The organism is Microbacterium aureliae, from assembly GCF_054780155.1.
The window spans coordinates 819,394-844,097 of sequence record NZ_BAAGWW010000002.1 but is presented as its reverse complement, the minus strand read 5'-3'; the positions used below and the strand labels follow the sequence as shown (position 1 = coordinate 844,097).

Genomic DNA, 24,704 nt, shown 5'->3' with positions numbered 1-24,704 from the left:
GAGCGAGTCTACGACATCGGGATGCCGTGGCCAAATGCTACGGGGTCGGGACCGGAGCGGGCGGCACGGGCTCCGGCGCCGGTTCCGGCGCGGGCGCGGGTTCGGGAGCGGGCTCGGGTGCCGGTTCAGGCGCGGGTTCGGGCTGCGGAGCCGGCTGGGGCTGCGGTGCGGGCTCGGGGGCGGGCGCCGGATATACCGGCGTCCAGACGCGCCACGGCTCCTCGATCTCGATGCGCTCCTGCTCCTGGCGGAGCTCGGCGACCGCGCGGGAGTAGGCCCACAGCTCGGCATCTCCGGAGCGGCCGGCCTCCTGCGCGGGCCGCACGGCCTTCGCCGACTTCAGCACCGCGTCGCGGAAGCTCTGCTCGGGCAGGGTGAACTCGGCCACGAACTGCTCGGCGAATCCGGGCAGGCTCGTCCCGATCGCCGCCTGCGCGGCGCGGAGGTCGGCGATCCGCTGCTCCAGCACGGCCGACGCGGCGGCGATGTCCTCGGTCGCCGTCTGCGCGAGCACGGCGTACTCGACCGCGGCATCCGCCGCGGCGTCCAGCGCCGACGGGTCGGACTCGTCCACGTCACCGCGCTCGTAAGGCTCCGGAACGGCCGGGCCGTCGGCGCCGAGCACCGCGTTCAGCTCGGTGAGGGCGTCCTCGGCAGCCGTGCGGGCGCCCGTCGGGCTGATGCCTGCGATGACCGCGAGGGCGGGCGCGGCGCTGTCGGCTGCCGCGCGCCCCTGGGCGACGAGGTCGGCGTACGCGGCAGAGGCGGCCTCGAGATCGGATGCCGGCTGCGCGAGCCGCTCTTCGGACTGCTCGAGGCTCGCCAGGGCCGCCTCGACGCGATCGCCCGCGGCGATCGCGGGAAGGACGAAGAGCGAGGCGATCACGAGCGCGAAGACGAGGGCGATCGCGCCGATGATGAGCCACGTGCGCGCACCCCACGAGGCGGGACCGCGCCACGGCACGACCCCTCGCCGCGGCGGGGACTCGTCGTCGTCGGCGTCGGCCGTGTCGACGGTGGCGGTGTCGGCGGCGTCGGTAACGGTGACGGGCGCTGCGGACGCCACCGCCGCGCCGCCGCGGCGGATGCCGGGGGTCGGGGCAGCTGCGAGGTCGTCCGCGGGGTCGTCGGCGGTGTAGGACGCCGGGTCGGATGCCGGCAGCACTGACGTCGGCTCGAGCACCGTCGTCACCGGGACCGGCACCGCACGGTGCGCCGCCATCGACTCGGCGGGCTGGTCATCGGCGGTGTCGTCCCCCGCGGTGCTGTCCCACGGGGTGTCGTCGAGGTCGTCGTCGAGGTCGGCGTCGTACGGGGACGCCGTGGGCAGCAGAGCCGTGGCGTGATCGGGGTCGTCCGACAGCCCGTCGGCCCGGGTGTCGCCGGAGTACGCCTCGCCTGGATAGGTCTCGCCGACGGCGGCGGCGGGGTCGAGGTCCTCACGGGCCGGCGCGAGCGCGGACGGGTCGGCGTCGGCGGGCTCGGCGTCCTCTGCGGCGGGCGCGGCCGGGGCCGGCGCGGGCAGCGGCGGGCGCGGCGGCACGGCGAACAGTGCGGCCAGGCGGTCGTCGTCGGTCCGGGGCTGCGCGTCGGCCGCCAGGTCGGCGTCGCCGAACAGGTCCGCGAGCGTCGGCGCACGCTCGGCCGTCACGTCGGCCGGCGATTCCCCCGCCGACGTATCCCCCGCCGGGCCCGGTGTGCCGCCGGTGCCTCGAATTCGTCTCATGTGCTGTGTCCCCAGTCGCGCTCCTCCGGGAAGCGCCGCCAGTGTACATCCGCGAAATCCGAGGTTTCCGGGGGTTGCGCGGGGGCTCGCGCACGTGCGATAACGCGGCGGCTCAGGCGCGCGAGAACGCCGCCGCGCGCTCCACCTGCTCGCGTGTCGGGGTGACCCCGGTGTACCGCGCGAACTGGCGCGCCGCCTGCAGAGCGATGACCTCCGCGCCGGTGATAACCGGGATGCCGGCGGCTCGCGCCGCGCGGATGAGCGGCGTCTCGGCGGGGAGCGCGACGACGTCGAAGACGACCTCGGCCGCAGCGACGTGCTCCTCGCTGAAGGCCAGGGCGTCGGCATCCGCACCCTGCATGCCGAGCGGCGTGACGTTGACGATCACGGCGTGGCCGGGAGCGGGATCGGCGGTGATCGCGCGGTAGCCGTAGGCGTCGGCGAGTGCGGCGCCCGCCGCGGAATTGCGTGCCAGGACCGTGAGGTCGTCGAAGCCGGCACCCCGGAAGGCGGCGACGACGGCTTTGGCCATCCCGCCGGATCCGCGCACGAGGACCGGCAGTCCGCGATCGACGGAGTGCGTGCCGAGCAGTTCGGCGACGGCCTCGTAGTCGGTGTTCGACGCGGTGAGGATTCCGCCGTCGTTGACGATGGTGTTGACCGACGCGATGGCCTCGGCCGACGGCTCGAGGTCGTCCACGAGCGGGATCACCGCCTCTTTGAAGGGCATCGACACCGAGCAGCCGCGGATCCCGAGCGCACGCACGCCCCCGATCGCGGCGGCGATGTCGTCGGTGGTGAACGCCTTGTAGACGAAGTTGAGGCCGAGCTCGTCGTACAGGAAGTTGTGGAACCGCGTCCCCAGGTTCGAGGGCCGCGCGGCCAGCGAGATGCAGAGTGTCATGTCTTTGTTGAGGATCGGCACGCGCCCATTCTGCCCGCCGCATCGATCAACGGATGCCGGTGCCCCCGGCATCCGTCGCCCGCGTTGACGCCATCCGCCGCCACCACGCCGCATAACCGCGATCCGCGTCAACCCGGCCGCGCACCCGCACCGCGGGTTGACGCCATCCGTCGCCAACGCGCCGGATGACCGCAACCGGCGTCAGGTGCCGTAGTGGTGGTAGACCTCGCGGCGCGTGCCGAGGACCGTCGCGACGTAGGCGGCGACGGCGAGACCGAGCACACCGCCGAGGGCGATGGCGGTCCACTTGAGGATCGCGAGGAATACAGAGGGCACAGTCGAAGAGAGGTCCGGGGTGAGACAGGGGGTCGGCGCGGCGCGAAGGCGGCTTCGCGCGACCGACTCTAGGGTACCCGGTGCTCCCTGAGTGGGAGGCTCAGGCCCCGGCTTCTAGGATGAGACCGTCCCCGGCACCGCCACCCCCTGGAGTTCTCATGCGTCTGTCCGTCATCGGTTGTGGGTACCTGGGTGCCGTGCACGCGGCGGCGATGGCCTCGATCGGCCACGAGGTCGTCGGCATCGACGTCGACCAGGCCAAGGTCGAAGCCCTCGCCAGCGGCCGTGCGCCGTTCTTCGAGCCCGGGCTGCAAGAGATCCTGACCGAGGGCATCGCGTCGGGCCGGCTGCGCTTCACCACGGACATGTCCGAGGCCGCGGGCGCCAAGGTGCACTTCGTCGGCGTCGGGACTCCGCAGCAGAAGGGCGGGTACGCCGCCGACCTCACCTACGTCAACGCCGCCGTCGACGGGCTGCTCCCCTACCTGGCTCCCGGCGACCTGGTCGCGGGCAAGTCGACCGTGCCGGTGGGCACCGCGGCGAGCCTCGCTCCGCGCGTGGCCGAGAAGGGCGCCACCCTCGTGTGGAACCCGGAGTTCCTGCGCGAGGGCTTCGCCGTGCAGGACACGGTGGACCCCGACCGGCTCGTCGCCGGCGTCCCGTCGGGCGACGAGGGCGAGCGGGCCGCCGAGATCCTGCGCGAGATCTACCACCCGTCGGTGTCGAAGGGCACGCCCTTCGTCGTCACCGACTACGCCACCGCCGAACTGGTCAAGGTCGCCGCCAACGCGTTCCTGGCCACGAAGATCAGCTTCATCAACGCGATGGCCGAGATCGCCGAGGTCACCGGCGCCGACGTCACCCAGCTCGCCGACGCGATCGGCCACGACGCCCGCATCGGCCGGCGTTTCCTGGGCGCCGGCATCGGCTTCGGCGGCGGCTGCCTGCCCAAGGACATCCGCGCCTTCAGCGCACGCGCCGAAGAGCTCGGCCGGGGCGAGTCGGTGGCGTTCCTGCGCGAGGTGGACGAGATCAACCTGCGCCGCCGCGACCGCGCCGTCGACCTCGCCGTCCAGGCGCTCGACGGGTCGGTGTTCGAGAAGAACGTGACCGTCCTGGGGGCGGCGTTCAAGCCCCACAGCGACGACATCCGCGACTCCCCCGCCCTCGACGTCGCGGTGCGCCTGCACGGCCTCGGCGCCCGGGTCACCGTCACCGACCCCGAGGCGCTCGGCAACGCCAAGCGCGTGCACCCGCAGCTGACCTACGTCCACGATCGCGACGAGGCCCTGACCGGGGCGGATGCCGTGATCGTCGTGACCGAGTGGGACCAGTACCGCCGCGAGCTCGACCCCGCCCACGCCGCGAGCCTGACGCGCGGGCGCGTCATCGTCGACGGTCGCAACTGCCTCGACCCGGCCGCGTGGCGCGAAGCCGGCTGGACGTATCACGGCATGGGCCGCCCGTAACCCGGGAGCTCGCTGTGCGCCGCGGCTCGCGGCATCCGTTATTCTTTTCTGCAGCAAGGGGAGTACTCCCACGCGGCGATCGCGTCATTACGGGTCCGAAGAAGTGACCCCGCGTCGCCGGTCCGGCTCCGCCGGATGGAAGAGACCTTGGGCCATCCGTTCGCCCGAGTCTCAGGAGTACCCATGGACGTCACCCCTCTCGTCTGGATCATCACCATCGCGGTCACGATCGCGTTCTTCGTCTACGAGTTCTACGCCCACGTGCGAAAGCCGCACGAGCCGAGCCTGGGCGAGGCGGCCCGCTGGTCGGCGTTCTACATCGGCCTGGCCCTGCTGTTCGGCGTCGGGATCGGCATGGTCTCGGGCTGGCGGTACGGCGGCGAGTACTTCGCCGGCTACCTGACCGAGAAGGCGCTGTCGATCGACAACCTGTTCGTCTTCCTGCTGCTGATGACGAGCTTCGCGGTGCCGAAGATCTACCAGCAGAAGGTGCTGATGATCGGCATCGTGATCGCGCTGATCATGCGCGGCGCCTTCATCGCCGTGGGCGCGAGCCTGGTGGCGAACTTCTCGTGGATCTTCTACATCTTCGGCGCGCTGCTGCTCTTCCTCGCCTACAAGCAGGCCTTCGGCGACCACGACTCCAACCCGGCGGACGGCCGGTTCATGACGTGGGTGCGCCGCCACCTGCCGGTCTCGGACGAGTACGACGGCGACAGGCTGTTCACGGTGCGGGGCGGCAAGCGCCTGGTCACCCCCATGATGCTGACGATCATCGCGATCGGCTTCATCGACCTGATCTTCGCCGTCGACTCGATCCCGGCGATCTACGGCCTCACGCAGGAGGCCTACATCGTCTTCACCGCCAACGCGTTCGCCCTGATGGGTCTGCGGCAGCTGTACTTCCTGATCGGCGGGCTGCTGCAGCGCCTGGTCTACCTCGCGCAGGGTCTCGCGGTGATCCTCGGCTTCATCGGCGTGAAGCTCGTCTTCCACGCGCTGCACGTCAACGAGCTGCCCTTCATCAACGGGGGCGACCCGGTGCTGTGGGCCCCCGAGATTCCGATCTGGTTCTCGCTGCTGTTCATCGCCGCGACGGTCGCGGTGGCGACGTGGGCGAGCCTGGCGAAGACCCGGCGCGACGAGCGTCGCGGTATCACGCAGCCGGATGCCGTCACCGACGCAGCCGACGAGGTGGCGCGGCGCGGGCACTGAGGGTCCTCGCCGGCCCCGCCGTTGTCAAGCCCCGTGCGCGGGCCGGGCGGCCGGGGCATCGTCGATCGGGTTCACCATCGACGGGTCCCGCGGACCCGACAGGAGGAATTCACCATGACGACCGCACGAGACGTGATGACCACCGACGTCACCTGCGTCAACGAGTCCCAGACCCTGGTCGAGGCGGCGCGCATGCTGCGCGACCTGGACGTGGGGGCGTTGCCCATCTGCGGCAGCGACGACCGGCTGAAAGGCATGCTGACCGACAGGGACATCGTCGTGAAGTGCCTCGCCGACGGGGGCGACCCGGCGACCAAGACCGCCGGCGACCTCGCCGAGGGCAAGCCGGTGACGATCGGCGCCGACGACGACATCCGCGACGCCATGACCGTCATGCAGGACCACCAGGTCCGGCGGCTTCCGGTGATCGACGGACACCGCCTGGTCGGCATCATCAGCCAAGCCGATGTCGCCCTGTCGATGTCGGCGACCGAGACGGGCGAGACGGTCGCCGAGATCTCGGAGGACTGAGCACCGACCGCGCACGACGCCGCCGGCCACCGATGTCGGCGGCGTCGTCGTACGCTGGAGGGGTCTCGGCCGGAGAAAGGGATGCCGGCCACCCGTGTCCACGTCGAAGCGCTACGCGCAGCACTACGACCGCCTCATGCACGAGCGCATCGACGAGGTGCGCATTCCGCCGTGCACGCTGCCGCATCAGGCCTTCGGTCGCGAGGAGCTGCGGTGGGCGGGCCCGGGCGAGAAGCAGGCGGTGTGGGCGTGGATCTCGTGGCCGCACAAGCCGGCGGAGCGGATCGCGGCACGCGCGATCGGGTGGAACAACCGCGTGGTCGTCGTGGAGTGGGACGACCGGACGGGCACGCGCAACACGGTGGTGTGGCGAAGCGGCGTCAGCCGGCGGCAGGCGCAGGTGTGACCTCGCCGGCCCCCCGCAGCACGCTCCCGGCGAACGCGGCGGCCACGGGGTCCACGGCGGAGCGATCGCGCCAGTCCCGCGGGGCGCGGGCGATGTTGTCGAGCACGACGAAGACGTTCTCGCGGTACAGGTCGTAGCCGCGCACGCCCGTCCCGTCCGCCCGCTGCCAGCCGAGCGCGGTCAGCCACCCGGCGACGCGGTCGACCTCGAGGACATGCCTGCCGCCGCGCGCAGGGGCGGCGGCAGCCAGCAGCACGAGCACCGTGGCGTCGCGCGAGAAGGACTCATTGCCGTTTCCGTCGCGGGTCCGCAGCGGACGCACACCCGTGATGCCGTCGTGCACGCGGGTGACGAGGTGCTCCCATAGCCGATCGTCGCTGCGGCGCGCGCGAGCGCCGGCCTGCGTCAGCAGCAGTTCGCCGCGGTACTTGCGGAGCAGCCCGTAGGTGGTGAGCAGCATCCGGAAATCCCCGAGCGGCGCGATGTTGCTCTCACGGTTGCGGGCGCCGATCCACGCCGCCGTCGCCGGGACGGCCGCGCACGCCTGCACGACGTCGGCGGGCTTGAGGTATCCGGCCGGAGTGAGAGCGAGTCCCGCGGAAGCCCGCTCGAGGAACCATCGGTAGGCGCGCAGCGCCTCGTGCCGTTCGTCGGGGTCGACCGGGTCGCCCGGGATGAGCGTCATCGCCGCCAGGAGCGTCTCGCCCTCGGCCTCGGTGCCGCGCAGCCGCGTGAGGACGTCGACGAGGGGGTCGCCGAGCCCGAGCTGCCGCAGCGCGATGAACGGATCCTGCAGCGCCTGGTTGACCTCGTCCACGCTGAAGCGCTCAGGATCGGGCAGGAGCTCGCGCAGCGTCTCGTCGTCGACCCCGCGGCTGTCCTCGGGAGGGGCGGCCCGGCGTCCGTCGACGCAGACGGCCACTGGGGTGTCGGCGGTCGCGGCATCCGTCGCCTCCTCCAGCCGGACGCGCACCCGCCAGTTGTCGCCGTAGTCGTAGACGTAGTGCAGCACGTCACCGAGGTCGTGCAGGGTCTCGTCGAGGCGCACCTCGGATGCCGGCATCCCGTCGTCATCGCCCTCGTCGACGTCGAACGGGCAGAGGAAGTTCTCACTGCCGCGCTCCCACGCCTCGCCGCCAATGGAGAAGCGGTGCAGGTGGGTGTCGGACCACGCGAACGCGGCCTGCAGGATGTCGTGCATCTCGGCGAGCGTGATGTCGGAGCGCACGCGCAGGCGCCGCCAGATCTCGGGCTCGTCGCCCACGAGCTCGACCCGCAGGCCGTAGACCACCGGCTGCTCGCGCGGCGGGCGGCGCAGCGACGGCAGCGCGGGGGGATCGGCGTGACCGGCGCCGGCGCCCAGCATGCCGAGGCCGGCGGCGAGATCGCGCAGGTCCGCGAGGTCCCGCCCCGAGATGAGGGCGTCAAACCGGCGTCGGAGTTCGTCCTCATCCATGCCGAACACTCTAGTTTGGGCGCCTGATCAGTTATCGGGGTTGACAGGGGTCCCGTCGGTGCAGCCCTCGCACAAAAGGCGAGTGACCCGCGAGCTGGGGACTCGCGGGTCACTGTCCGCCAAGAGAATTCGTGGGCTCTCGCACCCGAAGCGATGCCGACGATGGCGGGTGAGAACGAAGAGCTGGGGACCCTTCGTGACATCAATGGTAGGTCGGGGCAAGAGATCCGTCTGTCGGAACTTTGGGGGACAAGAACGGCCGGATGCCGGCATCCGTCGCGCCCCGGGAAAAGTGAAGCGGCCCGCAAGCTGGGGACTCGCGGGCCGCTGACCGCCGAAGCTCATCTGCTCTCGCACCCGAAGCGGGGCAGACGATGGCGGTTGAGAAAGGGCACTGGGGATGCCCGTGGTTCAAGAGTAAGCGGTGTCGACATCGGTGTCTGTCGGTACTTTGGGGGACAACGCGCGATATATCGGTCGTGTCAGGCCGAAGGGCCGTCCGCTCCCTCGGTGGAGGTCTGCGGCGGGCCCGCGTAGCGTGGTCGGGATGATCTCCACCGTGGCCGCCGTCGTCGTGCTGGTGGGGGCGGCGGTGTTCCTGTTCGCCACCCGGAACCGCGGCGAACGCGACATCACCGTCGCCGCCCGCGCCGCCGCCATCACCGGCGCGGTACCGGTGACGGCCGATGCCAAGCCCGACGCGGCCACCGTGCTGTCGGCGGCCGAGCAGCTCGGCTCGCTCATGACGCAGGCCGGTTACTCCGTCGAGACCGTCCACGACGTCATCGACCAGATGGCCGAGGCCAACGGGCTCGTCGAGAGCGAAGCCCTGGTGTTCCCCAACGCGCTGCTGGTCTCGGCGCGCGGGCGCGGCCAGCACCGGACCGGCGCCGTCTCGAGCGGAAGCGGGCAGTTGCACCTGTCGCAGATCGACGAGGTCCACCGCACGGCCGACGGCGCCCGCACCGGCGTGATGGATCCGGCGTCGGTGGCCGAGAAGATCCGCCGCATCCGCGAGATGCCGCCGCTGTACGGTCCGGCGCTGCGGATCGTCGGCTACGTCTTCCTCAGCGGGGCGCTGTCTGTACTGCTCGGGGCGACCTGGAGCGGGGTGATGGTCGCCTCGGGGCTCGGCCTGGTCGCCGGCTCCGCCCTGCTGCTGGGCGAACGCGTGCCCCGCCGCTACAGCGCCCTCATCACCGTCGGGATCGCCTTCCTCGTCGCACTCGCGGTCTTCCTGCTGCTGCGCGCAGGCTGGGGCACCGGCATCCTGCCCGCCCTGCTCGCCCCGCTCGTGGTGCTGCTGCCGGGAGCCCTGCTGACGACCGCGGTGCTCGAACTGACGACGGGGCAGATGCTGTCGGGGGCCGCGCGGCTCGCGGCCGGCGCGATGCAGCTGGTGCTGCTGGGTGCGGGGATCATGACCGCGGCGGCGCTCGTCGGCATCCCGGATCTGGACTTCAGCGAGCACCCGAGTCCCATCGGCGAGGTCGCGCCGTGGATCGCCGTCGCCGTCTTCGCCGTCGGCATCTGCGTGCACCGCAGCGCCCCCGCCCGCGCGCTGCCCTGGATGCTGCTTGTGCTGTACGTCGCGTACTCCGCGCAGGTGCTCGGCGACCTCGCCGTCGGCGGTGTGCTCTCGGCGTTCATCGGCGCGCTGGTGGTCACGCCGGTCACCTCGCTCGTCGCCCGGCAGCCGTCCGGCCCAGCGCCGATGGTGACCTTCACGCCCGCGTTCTGGCTGCTCGTGCCCGGCGCCCTGGGACTCGTCGGCGTCGCCGATGTGCTCGGCGGTGACGCCGGGGCATCGGACTCACTGGTCGCGACGCTGTCGACCATGGTCGCGATCGCGCTCGGCGTGCTGGCCGGCTCGGCCTTCTCGAACCGGATGCAGCGCCCGGCGGTGTAGGGGGCCTGTCTCGGGCCCGGTTGCGGTTCAGAACTCCACGAAAACGGTCGACCCGCGCGGCATCAGCCGCCGCCAGCGCCCGAACCCGCCCGGATCGGTGGAGTTCTGAACCGAGGCAGGCCGCCACAGGCCGCCACCGAGGCCGCGCCCCGGCCCGCCGCCACCGGGTCAGTGGTGCACGAGGACCGGGCAGTGGGCGTGCTCGGCGCACTGCGCGCTGACCGAGCCGAGCAGCAGCCCGACGAAGCCGCCGTGTCCGCGGCTGCCGACGACCAGCAGGTCGGCGTGCTTGCTCTGCTCGATGAGGACGCCGGCCGCGGGCCCGGGCAGGATCCTGGTCGTGACGTTCGCGGGCACCCCCTGCGGCCACACCTCGACGAACGTCTCGTCGAGCACCGTGCGGGCGTCGGCTTCGGGATCCATCGACTCGGTGAACCCGGTGTAGACCGGCGGGAAGGTCCAGGTCATGACGACCGTGAGCTCGGCGCCGAACGCGTCCGCGAGGATGCTCGCGTGCCGCAGCGCCGCGACGGAGTGATCGGACCCGTCGACGCCGACCAGGATGCGCCGGTACACGGCGATTGTTTCGCTCATGGTCCGATTGTGCGCGCGCCCGCCGCACCGGGAAAGGGCCGGAGGTCCCGTCCCGCACGGTTGACAGGCCGCCCACCCGATCCGTAGTCTTCTCTGCAATCCGTGAGAGCGCTCCCACGATTCACCCTCTTCGTCTGACCCCGACGTGCGGCCAGTCGTGGGAGCGCTCCCGCAACTTCGAGGATGAAGGACCAGACGAGGAAGTCCATGCGAAAAACCCCTGCCCTGCGCCGCCCCGCGGCGATCGCGACCGTCGCCGCCCTCGCGGCGACCGGCCTGTCATGGACAGCCTCCGCCGCCGGTGCTGCGGACACCGAGCTGACGCTCTTCGACTTCGAGTCCGGCACGTCCAGCCACATCCAGTGGGGGGATGCCGGCGCCGGCGTCGAGGCCTACGGCGCGATCACGCCGCCCGACGCCGACCCCAACACGCACATGCTCAGCTACGGCTTCAACCTGCTGAGCGGCCCCAACTACTACGGAGGCATGGGCTTCGAGTTCGGCGGCGGCCAGCCCGCGCAGAACTGGGCGTCCTACGACGGCGTGCAGTTCTGGCTGTACGGCGACGGCAAGGGCGGCACCCTGCAGATCGAGCTGCTGGACGCGGTCTCGGCCGATCCGGGCGTCTACGACCGCTACGACACGGTCATCCCGGTGGGGGACGCGGGCTGGCGTCTGGTGCAGGTCCCGTTCGCGGACTTCCAGCGGGCGATCGACTACCAGGACGGCGGCGCGCCGAACGACGGCAGCCTCGACCTCACCTACGTCCGCGGCGTCCTCTTCCCCGCCAACAGCGGTGAAGGCGTCGTGAAGATCGACGACATCGGCCTCTACGCCGGCGCCGCAGTGGCGCCCTCGGTGGGCGTGCAGCAGACCGCACTCAACGTCACAGAGGGGGCGGATGCCGTCATCCCGGTGACCCTCAACCGCGCGGCCGACAGCGACGTCACGGTGGACTACTCCACCGCCGACGGCACCGGCGTCGCCGGCACCGACTACACCGCCGCCTCGGGCACGGTGACGATCCCCGCCGGCGAGACGACGGCGAGCATCACCGTTCCGACGACGGGCAACGACCTCGCCGACGGCAACCGCACCTTCACGGTGTCGCTGTCCAACGCCGCGGGCGCCACGCTCGGCACCGATGTCACGACGGTGACGATCCGCGACGACGACGCCGGCACCCCGACCGGGCCGAGCGAGCCCGGCGTCATGGTCGAGGACTTCGAGTCCGAGCTGATCCTCGGCGACTCGGCAGCGGTCCCGCCGCTCGGGTGGTTCGCCGTCGCCGGCTCGAGCAACATCCCGACCTTCGCACGCCAGCCCGACGCGACCGTGCCCGGGACGACCGAGGACAACGACGCGCTCGAGATCGGCCTGGACACCTCGTCGTGGGCGGTCGTCATCGACAACTTCACGCCGGACGGCGAGACGTGGGTGCCGCAGGACTGGAGCGCCCACAACGCCGTCGGGTTCTGGATGAAGGGCACCAACTCCGGCGCACCGATGTTCATCGACATCCTCGACAACCGCAACCCGGACTCGCAGGTCGACGACGCCGAGCGCTACTCGGTGCGGTTCGCGGACGACTTCAGCGGCTGGAAGTTCATCGAGCTGCCGTTCTCGCAGTTCACGCGCAAGAACATCGGCAACGGCGCACCCGATGACGGGTTCACCCTCACCGAGGTGCACGGCTTCGGCATCGGCGTCGAGCAGACGTCGTCGCGCGTGGCCCCGGTCATCCGCATCGACGACCTGCAGCTGATCGGCACCGCCGAGGAGCGCCCGGTCACGATCAACATGGCGCGGGCAACCTTCCCGGTGACCGAGGGCGAGGCCGCCCGCGTCGAGGTGCGTCTGACGCGCGCCGCCGACGAGGACGTCACGATGTCCTTCCGCACGGAGGAAGCCACGGACCGCACGTCGACCGAGGACCCGGCGGCGACGCCCGAGCGGGACTACGTCTCGACCTCCGGCGAGCTGACGATCCCCGCCGGCGAGCGCAGCGCCTTCATCGAGGTCGCCACGATCGACGACGCCAAGCCCGAGGTCGACGAGACCTTCCTCGTCCGCCTGAGCGACGCGGTGGGCGCCGAGCTCAACCCGCTCGCGGTGGCCCGGGTCAGCATCGCCGACAACGACGCCGCGACCGGCACGATGCTCGAGGACTTCGAGGACGGCATCGGCCTGCTCCGCCCCACCGGCGGCGCCGAGCTGTCGGACCGCGAGGTCGCGGCATCCGATGTCGACTCGTACCCGGGGCAGGACGACTACGAGACCGTGCTCGACATGGTCGGCGCGGGCGGCTTCGAGCGCACGCTGCAGCAGCCGCAGGACTGGACGGGCCAGGACGGCATCGGCATGTGGTTCTACGGTCAGGGCGACGGCGACCCCGTCACGGTCACCGTGCACGACGACGGCGCCGCGGACGCGGGTCCCGCCGACTGGGAGCTGGCGTGGTCCGATGAGTTCGACGCGGACGCCGGCACCCCCGCCGACCCCCGCTACTGGACGTACGAGACCGGCGGCTGGGGCTGGGGCAACGACGAGCTGCAGTACTACAGCGACTCGACCGACAACGCCGCCCACGACGGCGACGGCAACATGGTCATCACCACGCGCAAGGTCGAGGACCCGGCCGCGAGCGGCCTGGAGTGCTGGTACGGACCGTGCGAGTACACCTCGGCCCGCCTGATCACCGAGGGCAAGGTCGAGGCCAAGCACGGCCGCATCGAGGCGCGGGCGAAGATGCCGGACGGCGAGCCGGGCATCTGGCCGGCGATCTGGACGCTCGGCAACGACTTCCGCGACGTCGGCTGGCCGCGCACCGGCGAGATCGACATCATGGAGTACGTCGGCAAGCTGCCGAACGAGATCTTCGGCACCATCCACGGCCCCGGGTACAGCGGCGGTCAGGCGTACGGCGACACGTACGACTTCGGCGAGGACCTCTCGGGCCAGTGGCTCACGTTCTCGATCGAGTGGGAAGAGGGCGAGATCCGCTGGTACGTACAGCGCGACGGCGGCGAGGAGTTCCTGTTCCACACCGCCACACCCGAAGACGTCGCCCCGAGCGACTGGGTCTTCGAGCACCCCTTCACGATGCTGATGAACATGGCGGTCGGCGGCAACTTCGGCGGCCCGCTGGGCGCGGATCTGGAGTTCCCGCAGCAGCTGCTCGTGGACTACATCCGCGTGTACCAGGCGCCCGACACGGCGGAGCGGTTCGAGGCGACCTTCGCCGACGACACCGCCGGGTGGCGCTTCGTCGAGGTTCCGTTCGACGCGTTCGAGCGCTCGGCGACCCAGCCGGCGGGCGCGCCCAACGACGGCCTCACGCTGACCGCGGTCCGCGGTTACGGCGTGAGCACCGCATCGGCGGGCGGCGACGGGGCACGGATGCTGGCGCTCGCGGCGGACGGCGTCTCGCTCGACCGGCTGCAGCTGCTGGCCGACGTGACCGATCCCGTCGACCCGGTCGATCCGGGTGACGGCGGCGGCGTCGACGGCGGCGGCGGTGGCAACGGCAACGGTGCCGGGAACGGCGGCGGCGTCGACGGCGGCGGCGGTGGCAACGGCAACGGTGCCGGGAACGGCAACGGGAACGGGAACGGCGGCGGGAACGGGAACGGCAACGGCGTTGCCGTCGGCGGCCTCGCCGAGACCGGTGGCGGCGACGCCACGCTGGGCTTCGCGCTGGGGCTGCTGCTGACCGCGCTGGGCGCGATCACGCTGCTGCGACGGAAGTTCGCTCTGGTCGGTCGCTGAGCGACCCGAAGCGCCCCCGGCCTGCACTCCAGGTCGGGGGCGCTTCGCGTATCCCCGTCCGGTACTGTCCCCGGTCGCTGAGCGAGCGCAGCGAGACGAAGCGCCCCCACGCACCCACGCTTCGTCTCGTCGCTGCGCTCCTCGCTCAGCGCCCGGATCTTGTCCCCCCGGCCGCTGAGCGAGCGCAGCGAGACGAAGCGCACCCACGCTTCGTCTCGTCGCTGCGCTCCTCGCTCAGCGTCCGGATCTGCAACCCCTCGGCGATTGAGTAGCGCCGCAGGCGCGTACCGAAATCCCGGCAGAGCACAGAACGCGCCGCGAGCGCAGCGAGCGACGCGTGCCGCTCCCACCCCGGCCGCTGAGCGAGCGAAGCGAGCGAAGCGCACCTCGAACCCGCGCTTCGTCTCGTCGCTGCGCTCCTCGCTCAGCGTCCGGATCTGCAACCCCCCGGCGATTGAGTAGCGCCGCAGGCGCGTACCGAAATCCCGGCAGAGCACAGAACGCGCCGCGAGCGGCGCGTGCCGCTCCCGGCTCCACCCACCGCGCGCTTCGTCTCGTCGCTGCGCTCCTCGCCCAGCGACCGGTTCCCGGCCCCCGGCCGCTGAGCGAGCGCAGCGAGACGAAGCACCCAAGGCGCGGGCGTCAGCCGTTCGCGAGGACGGCGCGGGAGCGCAGGCTGCCCGAGGCGAGGAGCTCGAGCGCGTGCTCGGCCTCGGCCATGGGGAAGCGGTCCACGACGGTGCGAATCTTGCCCTCCGACGCCAGCCGCAGCACCTCGCGCATCGCGGTGCGCGGGCCGAGGATGGACGCCTTGATCGTCTGCTCCTTGTTGAACGGGAAGCCTTCGATGTTCGCCGGCACGCCGGTGACGAGCGTGCCGCCCCACTTCAGCGCGCGAAGCGCCTGCGCGGTGACGGCATCCGACGGGGCGAAGGTGACCGCGGCGTCCAGCGTGTCCTCGAGGGCCTCGCCGGGGTCGACGACGGACGCGTCGACGATCTCGTGGGCGCCGAGTTCGCGAGCGACGGCCAGGTGGTCGGCGCTGCGGGCGACGGCGACAACCTCGGCGCCCGTGAGCAGCGCGAACTGCAGCGCGAGGTGACCCACGCCGCCGAGCCCGAAGACGCCGAGGCGCTGCCCGGGGCCGACGTCGAGCTTGGCGATGGCGCCGTATCCGGTGATGCCGGGGCAGAACAGCGGCGCCGCCTCGACCAGGTCGAGGTTCTCGGGCACGTGGTAGGTGTGGGCGGCGTGCGAGAGCATGAACTCCCCGTACCCGCCGTCGACGTGCTCGCCGGTGATGAGGCGCTGGTGGCACAGGTGCTCGCGGTTGCTCGTGCAGAACTCGCACTTCTCGCACGTCCACCACAGCGGCTGCACGCCGACGGGGTCGCCGACGGCGAAGTCGGTGACGCCCTCGCCGAGCGCGGCGACGCGTCCGGTGACCTCGTGGCCGGGGACGATCGGGCTGATCGCGGGCACTCCCCCGTCGACCCAGTCGCCCTCGATGGTGTGCAGGTTCGAGCGGCACACGCCGCACCCGGCGACCTCGATCAGCAGCTGGCCGGGGCCGGGCTGGGGCGTGGGCGTCTCACGCCATTCGAGCGGATGCTGGGCGAGCGGCGCGGGGGTGTCGAGCTGGTTGGCGTGCACGGCGTTTCTCCTTGTGGGTGGGCGCTCCGAAGAGCGGGGTTCACGATCGGGTCGGGGGTGTGGCGACGGCGATGTCGTGCAGGAGCGGCTGCACGACGCCGTCGAGGATGAGGGGCTCACCGTCGACGGTGAGGCTTCCGGGCTGCGCGCCGTCGCGGCGGCGCAGGTCCCGCACGATGTCCCAGTGCAGGGCCGAGGCGTTCACGCCGCCGCACTCGGGGTAGGCCCGGCCCAGCGCGATGTGCACGGTGCCGAGGATCTTCTCGTCGATCAGCAGGTCGCCGGTCGGAGTCTGCAGCGCGGCGTTGACGCCGATGCCGAGCTCGCCGACGCGGCGGGACCCGGCATCCGTGTCGAGCAGCTCGCGCACGAACCCGATGCCTTCGGCCGCGGCTTCGCCGACGACGAGGCCGCGCTCGAACTCGAGCTCGAGGTCGCGGATGCGCACGCCCGCGAAGAAGAAGTCGCCCGGGAAGCGGATGCTGCCGCTCACGCCGTGCTCGAGCGGCGCGGTCGCGATCTCGCCGTCGGGCCAGTTCGCCTCGCCCGCGAAGGCCATCCACCGCCGACCGGCGACGGGCAGCTCGAGCCGGCGCCCGGAGTCCTCGATGACGACGGTGCTCGCCCCCTCGAGCCGGGTGCACAGCGCGTTCATGCGCGAAGCGGCATCCGCCCAGTCGGCGTCGAAGGATGCCGCCCACTCGGCGGCGAGGACGTCGGCGTCGAGCCCGGTCGCCGCCGCCCACGCGGGGGTCGGCACGCGCAGCAGCGCCCAGCGGGTGCCCTGCCAGCGCAGGGTCGAGACGATGCCTCGACCGTGCCGCAGCGCAGCGATCCGTGCCGGGTCGGCGTCGACGACGGGGGTCGTCATGGCGCGGAACGACACGTGGACGTCGGACCACTCCATCGCGGCGACCTCGAGCGGCGGCGCCTGGGCGAGCAGCTCGCGCGGCGCCCAGCGCAGCGCGCCGGCGTCGAAGCGCTCGTCGGTGGCGAGCACCTGCGGCAGGGCGCCGCGGCGCCAGCACTCGTCGACGAAGGCGGCGACGGCATCCATCGCCGAGCCGTCCGTGACGAAGACCGACACCCGGTCCCCCGCCGCGACGCGCACGCCGTCGGCGATGAGCGCCGCGATCCGCGGCCAGTCGACCGCCGCGCTCATCGGGCCCTCCGCTGCTGCAGGGGCGCGACCGCCCGGTACAGGTCGAGGTAGTCGGCGTGGTCGCGGACGAGCCGCTCCGAGGCGACGTCGTCGGCGCGCACGACCGAGCGCACCGATACCCAGTCCCGCACGTCCGCGGGCGACGAGACGGCGCCGACGCCGAAGGCGGCGAGGAAGGCGTCGCCGAAGGCGCCTCCGGGGGATTCCACCACCTGCTGGTCCAGGCCCGTGACCGCCGACACGGTGTCGAGGATGTAGGGGTCGCGAGTGGCGCCGCCGACGGCCATGACGCGCGTCACCGGCGCATCGCCGCGGGCGAAGGCGCCGATCGCCGCGGCGATGGAGTGGCCGACGCCCTCGAGCAGGGCGCGGGCGACGTCGGCGCGCGTGTGGTCGAGCCCGAGGCCGATGAGCACGCCCCTGCTCGCCGGGTCCTGGAACGGCGTGCGCTCGCCCGCGAAGTGGGGCATGGCCAGCACGCCGCGCGCCCCCGGTTCGGACTCGGCGGCCAGCGCCATCAGCCGGGCGAACGTCTCTTCGTCGGTGTCGGCCGTCAGGCCCAGCAGGTCCGCCGCCCAGCGGGTCGCGGTGCCGGCGGTCGAGGTGCCGGCGGCGAGGACGTAGGTGTCCTCGAACACGAACGGCGCCGCCCACAGGTCCTCGCTGGTGCGCAGGCGGTCGCCGACGCGGATGAAGTAGCCGCTCGAGCCGTACATCGCCATGAGCTCGCCGTCCGAGACTACGCCCGACCCCACCGCCTCGGCGGGGGCGTCGGTCGTGCCGACGATGACCGGCACACCCGCCGGGATGCCGGTGGCTGCGGACGCGGCATCCGTCACCGTGCCCGCGATCTCGGTCGTCCAGGCCAGGCGGGGCAGACGGCGCTCGTCGACGACATCGTCGCAGCCGTCGAGGTTCCACCGGCCGGCGGCAAGGTCGTACAGAGGGTGGAAGTAGCCGGCGGTGGCGTGGTCGATGACGACCTCGCCGGTGAGCTTGGCCACGAGCCACGACTGACTGGTGAGGAACCACCGCGCGGCCCGCCACACCTCGGGCTGCTCGTCGCGCAGCCACGCGATCTTGGGGCCGGCGGACTGGCTGGTGAGGGAGTTGCCGCTGCGGCGGCGGATCGCGTCGTCACCGAGCCGCTCGGTGAGCGCCGCGATCTGCGCGGTGGCGCGCGTGTCGACGCCGTAGAGGATCGCGGGGCGCAACGGGGTGAGGTCCGCATCGACGGCGACGACGCAGGGGCCGAGGGCGCTCACCGCGACGGCGCGGATCGACGACGCGCCGACGGCGTCCGCGAGCTCGCGCGCGATGGCGCACACGTCCGACCACCAGTCGGTCTCGGGGTCCTGCTCGACGTGGCCGGGAGCGGGCGTGGCGATCCCGTGCCGGCGCCGGGCCTGTGCGACCACGGTTCCGGTGGGATCGACCACCACGCCCTTGCTCTCGAAGGTGCCGACGTCGATTCCGACGAACATCGTCAGCGCACGCTCCGGGCGACGCTCATGAGGTCCTTGACGCGGGCGACGTCGACGTCGTTCTCGAACTTGCCGTCCTTCTTGAAGAACGTGCCGACGATTCCCGCATCGGCATACGCCATGCTGCCCGCGAGGGTGTCGGGGCGCACGCCGGTGTTGACGATGACCGGCGTGGCGCCGGCGTTCTCTTTCACGACCTTCAGGGTCGAGGTGTCGGTGGGCGCCCCCGCCGTCAGCCCCGAGACGCATAACCCGTCCGGCACGCAGTTGAACACCGTCGAGCGGGTGAGGGCCCCGAGCTCGCGGCCGGCGACGTACGACGCCGCTTCGGGGACGATGTTGAACAGCAGCCGGACGTCCTCGCCCGACACCGCCAGGCGGTGGCGCGCGGTGCGACCCACGTTCGTGTCCCACATCCCGAAGTCGCTGGCGTAGACGCCGGTGAAGATCTCGCGGACGAAGGCGGCACCCGTCGCCACGGCCAGGTCGATCGAGCGCACGGCATCCCACAGCACGTTCACGCCGAACGGCACGGCGAGCTGATCGCGGACCTCGCCGATCACGCGCGCCATCGAGATCGCGGTGATCGGGTCGGTCTCGGTGAGGTAGGGCAGGCTGAACTCGTTCGAGATCAGGATGCCGTCTACCCCGCCCTCTTGCAGCGCGTCGATCTCGTGGCGGGCGTGGGCGATGACGGCGTCCATGCCGCCGGCCTTGTCGTACCCGGGGTCACCGGGCAGCGCCGGCAGGTGGCACATGCCGATGATCGGCTTCCTGACCTGGAAGACCTCATCGAGCCACGTGGTCACGCGGCGGCTCCGGCGGCGGCGTCCGCGTCGCGCCACGCCTCGACGAAGCGCAGCAGCGCGGTGGCACCCGGGTCGGCGAGCCCGATGCTGCGCTCCTGCAGCCACGACGCGCGGCCGCGACGCGACTGCAGCGGCTTGGTGCGCTCCACCGCGTCGGCGGCGGCAGTGACGGCGGCGTCGACGGCGGAAGCGGCATCCGTCTGGCCCTTCAGCACGTCTGCGACCGCGGCCAGACCGTCGTAGATGGTCTTGTCGCCGAGCTGGGTCTTGCCGCGCTGGGCGATGCTGCCGGCGGCGGCCTCGGCGAACGCCTGCGCGTCGGCGATGGTGATCTCGGCCTTGTCGGCCCACACGCGCGAGCCGGCCAGCAGCGCACCGGCGACCAGAGCCGCCATCGTCGAGGGGTTGGCGTTGGCGAAGGCCTTCGCGGTGGCCCGGGCGATATCGGTCGGCGACGCGTCGGCGGGCAGCTCGCCGAGCGCCTGGATGACCGCGTGCGATCCGGCCGAGACGGTGATCCCGAGGTCGCCGTCGCCGAGCTGCTGGTCGAGGTCGCGCAGCTCGTCGGCGGAGTTCACCAGCAGCGCGAGGCTGCGGCGCAGCTGGGCGTTGAGGTCGGTGGGGTTCATCGGTCAGTTCTCCTCGAAGAAGGGCGAGCGTGCGGGAGCGTTGAGCAGGGCGAGTCGGTCGTCGTTCAGCTTGAGCAGCGAGATCGACGCGCCCGCCATCTCGAGGCTCGTGGCGTACTCGCCGACGTAGTTCTTGTCGATGCGGATGCCGCGGGCGCTGAGCACCTGGTGCGTCTTGCGGTACAGGACGTACAGCTCCTCGAGCGGGGTGGCGCCCAGGCCGTTGACGAGCACCGCGACGCGGTCGCCGTCGGTGAGGTCGAGGTCGGCGATGAGCGCCTCGACGATGTGGTCGGCGATCTCGTCGGCGGTCTCGAGCGGGCCGCGGCGGGTGCCGGGCTCGCCGTGGATGCCGATGCCGATCTCCATCTCGCCGTCGGGCAGCTCGAAGCTCGGCTGGGCCGTGGTCGGCAGGATCGTCGGGGCGAGGCCGATGCCCATCGTGGCGGTGTTCTCGACGACGTCCTCGGCGACGGCGGCGACCTCGTCGAGCGAGTCGCCCCGCTCGGCGGCGGCGCCGGCGGCCTTGAAGGCGAAGAGGATGCCGGCCACACCGCGGCGGTCGAGCTTGCGCTCCTTGGGCTGGCTGGCGACGTCGTCGCGGCCGAGCACCGTGCGGGTGGGGATGTCCTCGAGCTCGGCGAGGTCGACGGCGAGGTCGAAGTTGAACACGTCGCCGCCGTAGTTGCCGTACAGGTACAGCACGCCCGCGCCGCCGTCGACGGCCTTGGTGGCCTGGAAGATCTGGTCGGAGCTCGGCGAGCTGAAGACGTTGCCGATCGCGACGCCCGAGCACAGGCCCTTGCCCACGTAGCCCTTGAAGAGGGGCAGGTGGCCTGATCCGCCGCCGGTGACGATGCCGACCTTGCCCTGCTGGGGCGCGTCGGCGCGCACCAGGACGCGCAGGTCGTCGCCGGGGGTCTTCACGAGGTCGGGGTGCGCCAGCAGGATCCCCTCGACGAACTCGTCGACGAAGGCCTCGGGGGCGTTGATGATCTTCTTCACGGGGTTCCGTCCTTTCCACGGCTCTGAAGCAGGCCGCGCTTCTGGGTGGCGACCGCCACCGTCTCACTGGTCGCCGCCGGCGAGGCCTTCGCCCGGCGACGGAATCTGATCTGGTCGAGCACCATCACCGCGATCAGCAGCACGCCCTGGGCGATGGCGTACTCGTACGCCGACAGCCGCAGCGCGGTGAAGCCGCTCGAAACCACCTGCAGGGTCAGCGTGGCGAGGATGACGCCGAGCACCGTGGCGAAGCCGCCGTTGGGGTTCGTTCCGCCCAGGACCGCGATGACGATGGCCAGCAGGATGTAGCTCGAGCCGTAGTCGGCGCTCGCCGAGGGGTTGCGGGCCAGGAAGATGAGCCCGGCCAGGGCGCCCAGCATCCCGCTGAGGATGTAGGTCAGCATCAGCGTCGAGCGGGCGCTGATGCCCGAGTAGCGCGCAGCCACGGGGTTGGCGCCCTGCAGCTGGATCTTGCGGCCGATGGGGGTGCGGTCCACGACGACGGCGAGGATGATCGCCGCGACGATGAGGATGACGAACAGCACCGGGATGCCGACGGCCGTCGCGCGCCCGATCGATCGCAGCACGCTCGGGGCGCCCGAGATCGTCACCCCGCCCGTCCACACCAGCGCGATGCCGTTGAACAGCTGCATCGTGGCGAGCGTGGTGAGGATCGGGGTGATCCCGACGATGCTGATGAGTGCGCCGTTGACGGCGCCGAGGGCTGCGCCCACGGCGAGTCCGGCGAGGATCAGCAGCGGCGCCATCCCCTCGGCGGTCTGCTCGCCGGCGGCCGCCGAGATGGCGGTGTAGAGCGAAGAGACGGTGATCGCCGACATGTTCGCGATGGCCACCACCGACAGGTCGATGCCGCCGGTGAGCATCGCGAGCATCATCGCCAGCGAGATCAGGCCGATCTCGGGGGCGCCGACGCCGATGTTCTGCAGGTTGACCGGGTTGAGGAAGACGCGGGGGTTGAGGGCGGCGAACAGGATGAACGTCGCCGCGAGCAGGATGATCATCCGCCCGGAGCCGCGCTGGACGTGAATGCGCGAGATCAGCGAGCGGAACCGCTCGTCGAGCCGCGCGTTGGCACCTCCGAGGCCGGGGGCGTTCTGCGAGCCGTTGGCGCTCATGCGCGGCTCACCTCCTCTTCGAGCAGGACGGCGGACGGGCGGGAGCGCAGGGCGGCGAGCGCCTGGACGCTGACACCGACCAGCAGCAGCACGCCGACGGCGGCCCGCTGCCACGTGCTCGGGATGCCGATGAGCACGAGGTTGTTGTTGATGAGCTGGACCAGCAGCACGCCGAGCACGGTGCCGAACACCGAGCCGCGGCCGCCGAAGATCGACGCGCCTCCGAGGACGACGGCGGCGATGATGTCGAGCTCGGTGCCCACCAGCGCCTGCGGGTTGGCGTTCTTGCCGAGGATGACGAAGATCACCCCGCCGACGGCGGCGAGCGCGCCCACCAGCACGTACAGCAGCACCTGCGTGCGGACGACCGGGATGCCCACGCGGCGGGCGGCTTCGATGTCGCCGCCGATGGCGTAGATGCTGCGCCCGAACGTCGTGTACTTCAGCATCCACCACACCGCGACGACGATCACGAGGACCGGGATCATCATGGCGTGCAGGTAGCCGGCGCCGGGGATGTCGACCAGGTGAGCGTCCGACGCCTGGGCGACGGATGCCGGCAGGCGGCTGGCCGAGATGTACGCGGAGCCGATGTAGGTCAGCAGGATGCCCTTGATGATCCCCTGGGTGCCGAGGGTGACGATCAGGGTGGGCAGGCGGAACCGCGCAATCACGATGCCGTTCAGCAGTCCCCACAGGGCGCCGACGACGACGGCGATGACGAAGATGCCGACGAGGGTGGGGTCGAAGCTCGCCTGGCTCGACCACGAGATGGTCGTGTAGGCGGCGAAGATCGCGATGGCCGGGAACGACACGTCGATGCCGCCCGAGATCATCACCAGCAGCACGCCCAGCGCGAAGATGAGCGGCACCAGCGAGGAGCGCACGAGTCCGAAGAACGTTCCGGGGGTGAGGAAGGCGGGGCTCGAGAGCGACATCGCGATGACGACCACGATGATGACGGCGACGAGGACGCCCTCGTTGTTGGCGCCGCGCAGGCGACGGAGCAGGTCCATCAGGCGGTCATCCTCTCTTGGATGCGGTCCACGGCGATGTCTTCGCCGGCGACCTCGCCGACGATGCGGCCCGCCCGGACGATGAGGACGCGGTGGCAGCTCGTGACGAGCTCGGGGATGTCGTCTGAGATGACGATGATCCCCATGCCCTGCGCCGCCTGCTCGCGCAGGATCGCGAAGATCTCCTCTTTCGAGCCGATGTCCACGCCCACGGTGGGGCCGTTGAGCATGAGGACGGTGGGCTTGCGGTCGAGCCACTTGGCGATGACGACGCGCTGGGCGTTGCCGCCCGACAGCGAGCGGACCGGCGCCTGCACGTTCGGCGCCTTGACCCGCAGGCGCTGGAACAGCTGCGACATCGAGCGGCGCATGCGCGCGGGGTCGAGCAGGAGCGCCTTGCCGCGGTAGGAGTCCAGCGACGCGGCGACCATGTTGTCGGCGATCGACTTCTCGAGGAAGAGGCCCTGGGTCAGGCGGTCCTCGGGGACGTACCCGATGCCGGCCTTCACGGCGTCGTGGATCGAGCGGATGCGGTGCTCGGTGCCGTTGACCGTGATGCGGCCCTCGTCGGCGGGCGCGACGCCGAAGATCGCCTCGGCGATCTCGCTGCGCCCCGAGCCGAGCAGGCCGGTGATGCCCAGGATCTCTCCGGGGCGAAGGTCGAACGACACGTCGGCGAAGGCGCCCTTGCGGCCGAGACCGTCGACGGTCAGCACCGGGCGGAGTCCGTCGGGGAGATGGTCGACGAGGCGTTCCTCGCTGACGTCGCGGCCGGTCATCGCCTTGGCGATGAGGCGGCCGGTGTACTCCGACGCGGGGCCGGATTCGACGACGAGGCCGTTGCGGATGACGGTGACCTGCTGCGAGATCTTCAGCACCTCGTCGAGCTTGTGGCTGACGAACACGACTGCGACACCGCGCTGCTGCAGGCGCCGCACGATGGCGAAGAGTCGGTCGACCTCGCTGTGGGTGAGCGCCGTGGTCGGCTCGTCCATGATGAGCACGCGCGCCTCGCCGACGAGGGCGCGGCAGATCGCGATCAGCTGACGGTCGGCGACCGACAGGTTCTCGACGTCGGCGTCGAGGTCGAGGTGAAGGCCGAGGTCGCGGACGACCTTCTCGGCGGCCTCGCGGATGCGCCGGCGCGACGAGAGCTTGCGCCGGTCTGCCAGCTCGCTGAGCATCGCGATGTTCTCGGCGGCGGTGAGGTTGGGGAACAGCGAGAAGTCCTGGTAGATCACCTGGATGCCGGCGCGGATGGCCTGCGCGGGGGTGACGTGGCCGTGGGACTCGCCGTCGATGACGATGGCACCGGAGTCGGGGCGCTCGACGCCCGAGATGACCTTGATGAGGGTGGACTTTCCGCTGCCGTTCTCACCGGCGAGGCAGTGGACCTGGCCGGATTCGAGGGTCAGCGAGACGCCGCCGAGGGCGCGCACGCCGCCATAGGTCTTGACGACGTCGCGCACCTCGAGGACCGTTTCGGCGGGGCTCAT

20 protein-coding genes are annotated in these 24,704 nt (G+C 71.6%); 6 read left to right on the top strand and 14 right to left on the bottom strand.

Translation table 11 applies throughout. The annotated features are described in order from the left end of the window. Positions 1–37: 37 nt before the first annotated feature. The 3 genes from ACYVF4_RS10040 to ACYVF4_RS10030 form a co-directional block, all read right to left on the bottom strand. Positions 38–1,651 carry a hypothetical protein gene (locus tag ACYVF4_RS10040; protein WP_460722246.1) on the bottom strand — a complete coding sequence of 538 codons (1,614 nt, stop codon included), beginning with the start codon at positions 1,649–1,651 and terminating at the stop codon, positions 38–40. A gap of 187 nt (positions 1,652–1,838) precedes the next feature. Then, the gene (locus ACYVF4_RS10035) at positions 1,839–2,651 is read right to left on the bottom strand and encodes a shikimate 5-dehydrogenase (RefSeq protein ID WP_460722244.1); all 813 of its coding nucleotides are present in this window, start codon (positions 2,649–2,651) and stop codon (positions 1,839–1,841) included. A gap of 180 nt (positions 2,652–2,831) precedes the next feature. Next, positions 2,832–2,966 (bottom strand): hypothetical protein, encoded by a 135-nt coding sequence (locus ACYVF4_RS10030; protein ID WP_460722242.1) that lies wholly within the window; start codon positions 2,964–2,966, stop codon positions 2,832–2,834. 158 nt (positions 2,967–3,124) lie between these two features. Here ACYVF4_RS10030 and ACYVF4_RS10025 point away from each other — a divergent pair, with 158 nt between their 5' ends. The 4 genes from ACYVF4_RS10025 (at position 3,125) to ACYVF4_RS10010 (ending at position 6,587) form a co-directional block, all read left to right on the top strand. Continuing rightward, positions 3,125–4,435 (top strand): UDP-glucose dehydrogenase family protein, encoded by a 1,311-nt coding sequence (locus tag ACYVF4_RS10025; protein WP_460722240.1) that lies wholly within the window; start codon positions 3,125–3,127, stop codon positions 4,433–4,435. Positions 4,436–4,618: 183 nt separating this feature from the next. Further along, positions 4,619–5,650, top strand: a complete 1,032-nt coding sequence (locus tag ACYVF4_RS10020; protein ID WP_460722238.1) for a TerC family protein — start codon at positions 4,619–4,621, stop codon at positions 5,648–5,650. Positions 5,651–5,764: 114 nt separating this feature from the next. Continuing rightward, positions 5,765–6,181 (top strand): CBS domain-containing protein, encoded by a 417-nt coding sequence (locus ACYVF4_RS10015; RefSeq protein ID WP_460722236.1) that lies wholly within the window; start codon positions 5,765–5,767, stop codon positions 6,179–6,181. Positions 6,182–6,275: 94 nt separating this feature from the next. After that, positions 6,276–6,587, top strand: a complete 312-nt coding sequence (locus ACYVF4_RS10010; protein WP_460722234.1) for a hypothetical protein — start codon at positions 6,276–6,278, stop codon at positions 6,585–6,587. On the opposite strand, the gene ACYVF4_RS10005 is transcribed toward ACYVF4_RS10010, so the two are convergent. Beyond that, complete coding sequence (locus ACYVF4_RS10005) at positions 6,562–8,043, bottom strand: plasmid pRiA4b ORF-3 family protein (protein WP_460722232.1); 1,482 nt, start codon at positions 8,041–8,043, stop codon at positions 6,562–6,564. The two genes, ACYVF4_RS10010 and ACYVF4_RS10005, sit on opposite strands and share 26 nt — an antisense overlap. A 547-nt stretch (positions 8,044–8,590) precedes the next feature. Between ACYVF4_RS10005 and ACYVF4_RS10000 the strand changes: the two genes are divergently transcribed. Next, positions 8,591–9,952, top strand: coding sequence for a threonine/serine exporter family protein (locus ACYVF4_RS10000; RefSeq protein WP_460722230.1), 1,362 nt, complete (start codon positions 8,591–8,593; stop codon positions 9,950–9,952). A 168-nt stretch (positions 9,953–10,120) separates the two neighbouring features. Here ACYVF4_RS10000 and ACYVF4_RS09995 read toward each other — a convergent pair whose 3' ends face one another. After that, positions 10,121–10,546, bottom strand: a complete 426-nt coding sequence (locus ACYVF4_RS09995) for a universal stress protein (protein ID WP_460722228.1) — start codon at positions 10,544–10,546, stop codon at positions 10,121–10,123. Between the two features lie 207 nt (positions 10,547–10,753). On the opposite strand from ACYVF4_RS09995, the gene ACYVF4_RS09990 reads away from it, so the two are divergent. Further along, positions 10,754–14,314 carry a carbohydrate binding domain-containing protein gene (locus ACYVF4_RS09990; RefSeq protein WP_460722226.1) on the top strand — a complete coding sequence of 1,187 codons (3,561 nt, stop codon included), beginning with the start codon at positions 10,754–10,756 and terminating at the stop codon, positions 14,312–14,314. Positions 14,315–14,956: 642 nt separating this feature from the next. Here ACYVF4_RS09990 and ACYVF4_RS09985 read toward each other — a convergent pair. The 9 genes from ACYVF4_RS09985 to ACYVF4_RS09945 are packed head-to-tail and all read right to left on the bottom strand — an operon-like array spanning position 14,957 to position 24,704. Next, positions 14,957–15,967 (bottom strand): alcohol dehydrogenase catalytic domain-containing protein, encoded by a 1,011-nt coding sequence (locus ACYVF4_RS09985; protein WP_460722224.1) that lies wholly within the window; start codon positions 15,965–15,967, stop codon positions 14,957–14,959. 40 nt (positions 15,968–16,007) lie between these two features. Further along, on the bottom strand, positions 16,008–17,129 hold the full coding sequence (locus ACYVF4_RS09980; protein ID WP_460722222.1) for an aminopeptidase: 1,122 nt from the start codon (positions 17,127–17,129) through the stop codon (positions 16,008–16,010). After that, the gene (locus ACYVF4_RS09975) at positions 17,126–18,613 is read right to left on the bottom strand and encodes an FGGY-family carbohydrate kinase (protein ID WP_460722220.1); all 1,488 of its coding nucleotides are present in this window, start codon (positions 18,611–18,613) and stop codon (positions 17,126–17,128) included. The genes ACYVF4_RS09980 and ACYVF4_RS09975 overlap by 4 nt, the downstream gene beginning before the upstream one ends. 2 nt (positions 18,614–18,615) lie before the next feature. Next, on the bottom strand, positions 18,616–19,422 hold the full coding sequence (locus tag ACYVF4_RS09970; RefSeq protein ID WP_460722218.1) for a BtpA/SgcQ family protein: 807 nt from the start codon (positions 19,420–19,422) through the stop codon (positions 18,616–18,618). Beyond that, positions 19,419–20,051, bottom strand: coding sequence for a DAK2 domain-containing protein (locus ACYVF4_RS09965; protein ID WP_460722216.1), 633 nt, complete (start codon positions 20,049–20,051; stop codon positions 19,419–19,421). The genes ACYVF4_RS09970 and ACYVF4_RS09965 overlap by 4 nt, the downstream gene beginning before the upstream one ends. 3 nt (positions 20,052–20,054) lie before the next feature. Next, positions 20,055–21,056: a dihydroxyacetone kinase subunit DhaK gene (locus ACYVF4_RS09960; protein WP_460722214.1), complete on the bottom strand. Its 1,002-nt coding sequence runs from the start codon at positions 21,054–21,056 to the stop codon at positions 20,055–20,057. Then, positions 21,053–22,192, bottom strand: a complete 1,140-nt coding sequence (locus ACYVF4_RS09955) for an ABC transporter permease (protein WP_460722212.1) — start codon at positions 22,190–22,192, stop codon at positions 21,053–21,055. Before ACYVF4_RS09955 ends, ACYVF4_RS09960 begins: the two co-directional genes overlap by 4 nt. Then, positions 22,189–23,208, bottom strand: coding sequence for an ABC transporter permease (locus ACYVF4_RS09950; protein ID WP_460722210.1), 1,020 nt, complete (start codon positions 23,206–23,208; stop codon positions 22,189–22,191). Before ACYVF4_RS09950 ends, ACYVF4_RS09955 begins: the two co-directional genes overlap by 4 nt. Further along, positions 23,208–24,704 (bottom strand): sugar ABC transporter ATP-binding protein, encoded by a 1,497-nt coding sequence (locus tag ACYVF4_RS09945; protein ID WP_460722208.1) that lies wholly within the window; start codon positions 24,702–24,704, stop codon positions 23,208–23,210. Before ACYVF4_RS09945 ends, ACYVF4_RS09950 begins: the two co-directional genes overlap by 1 nt.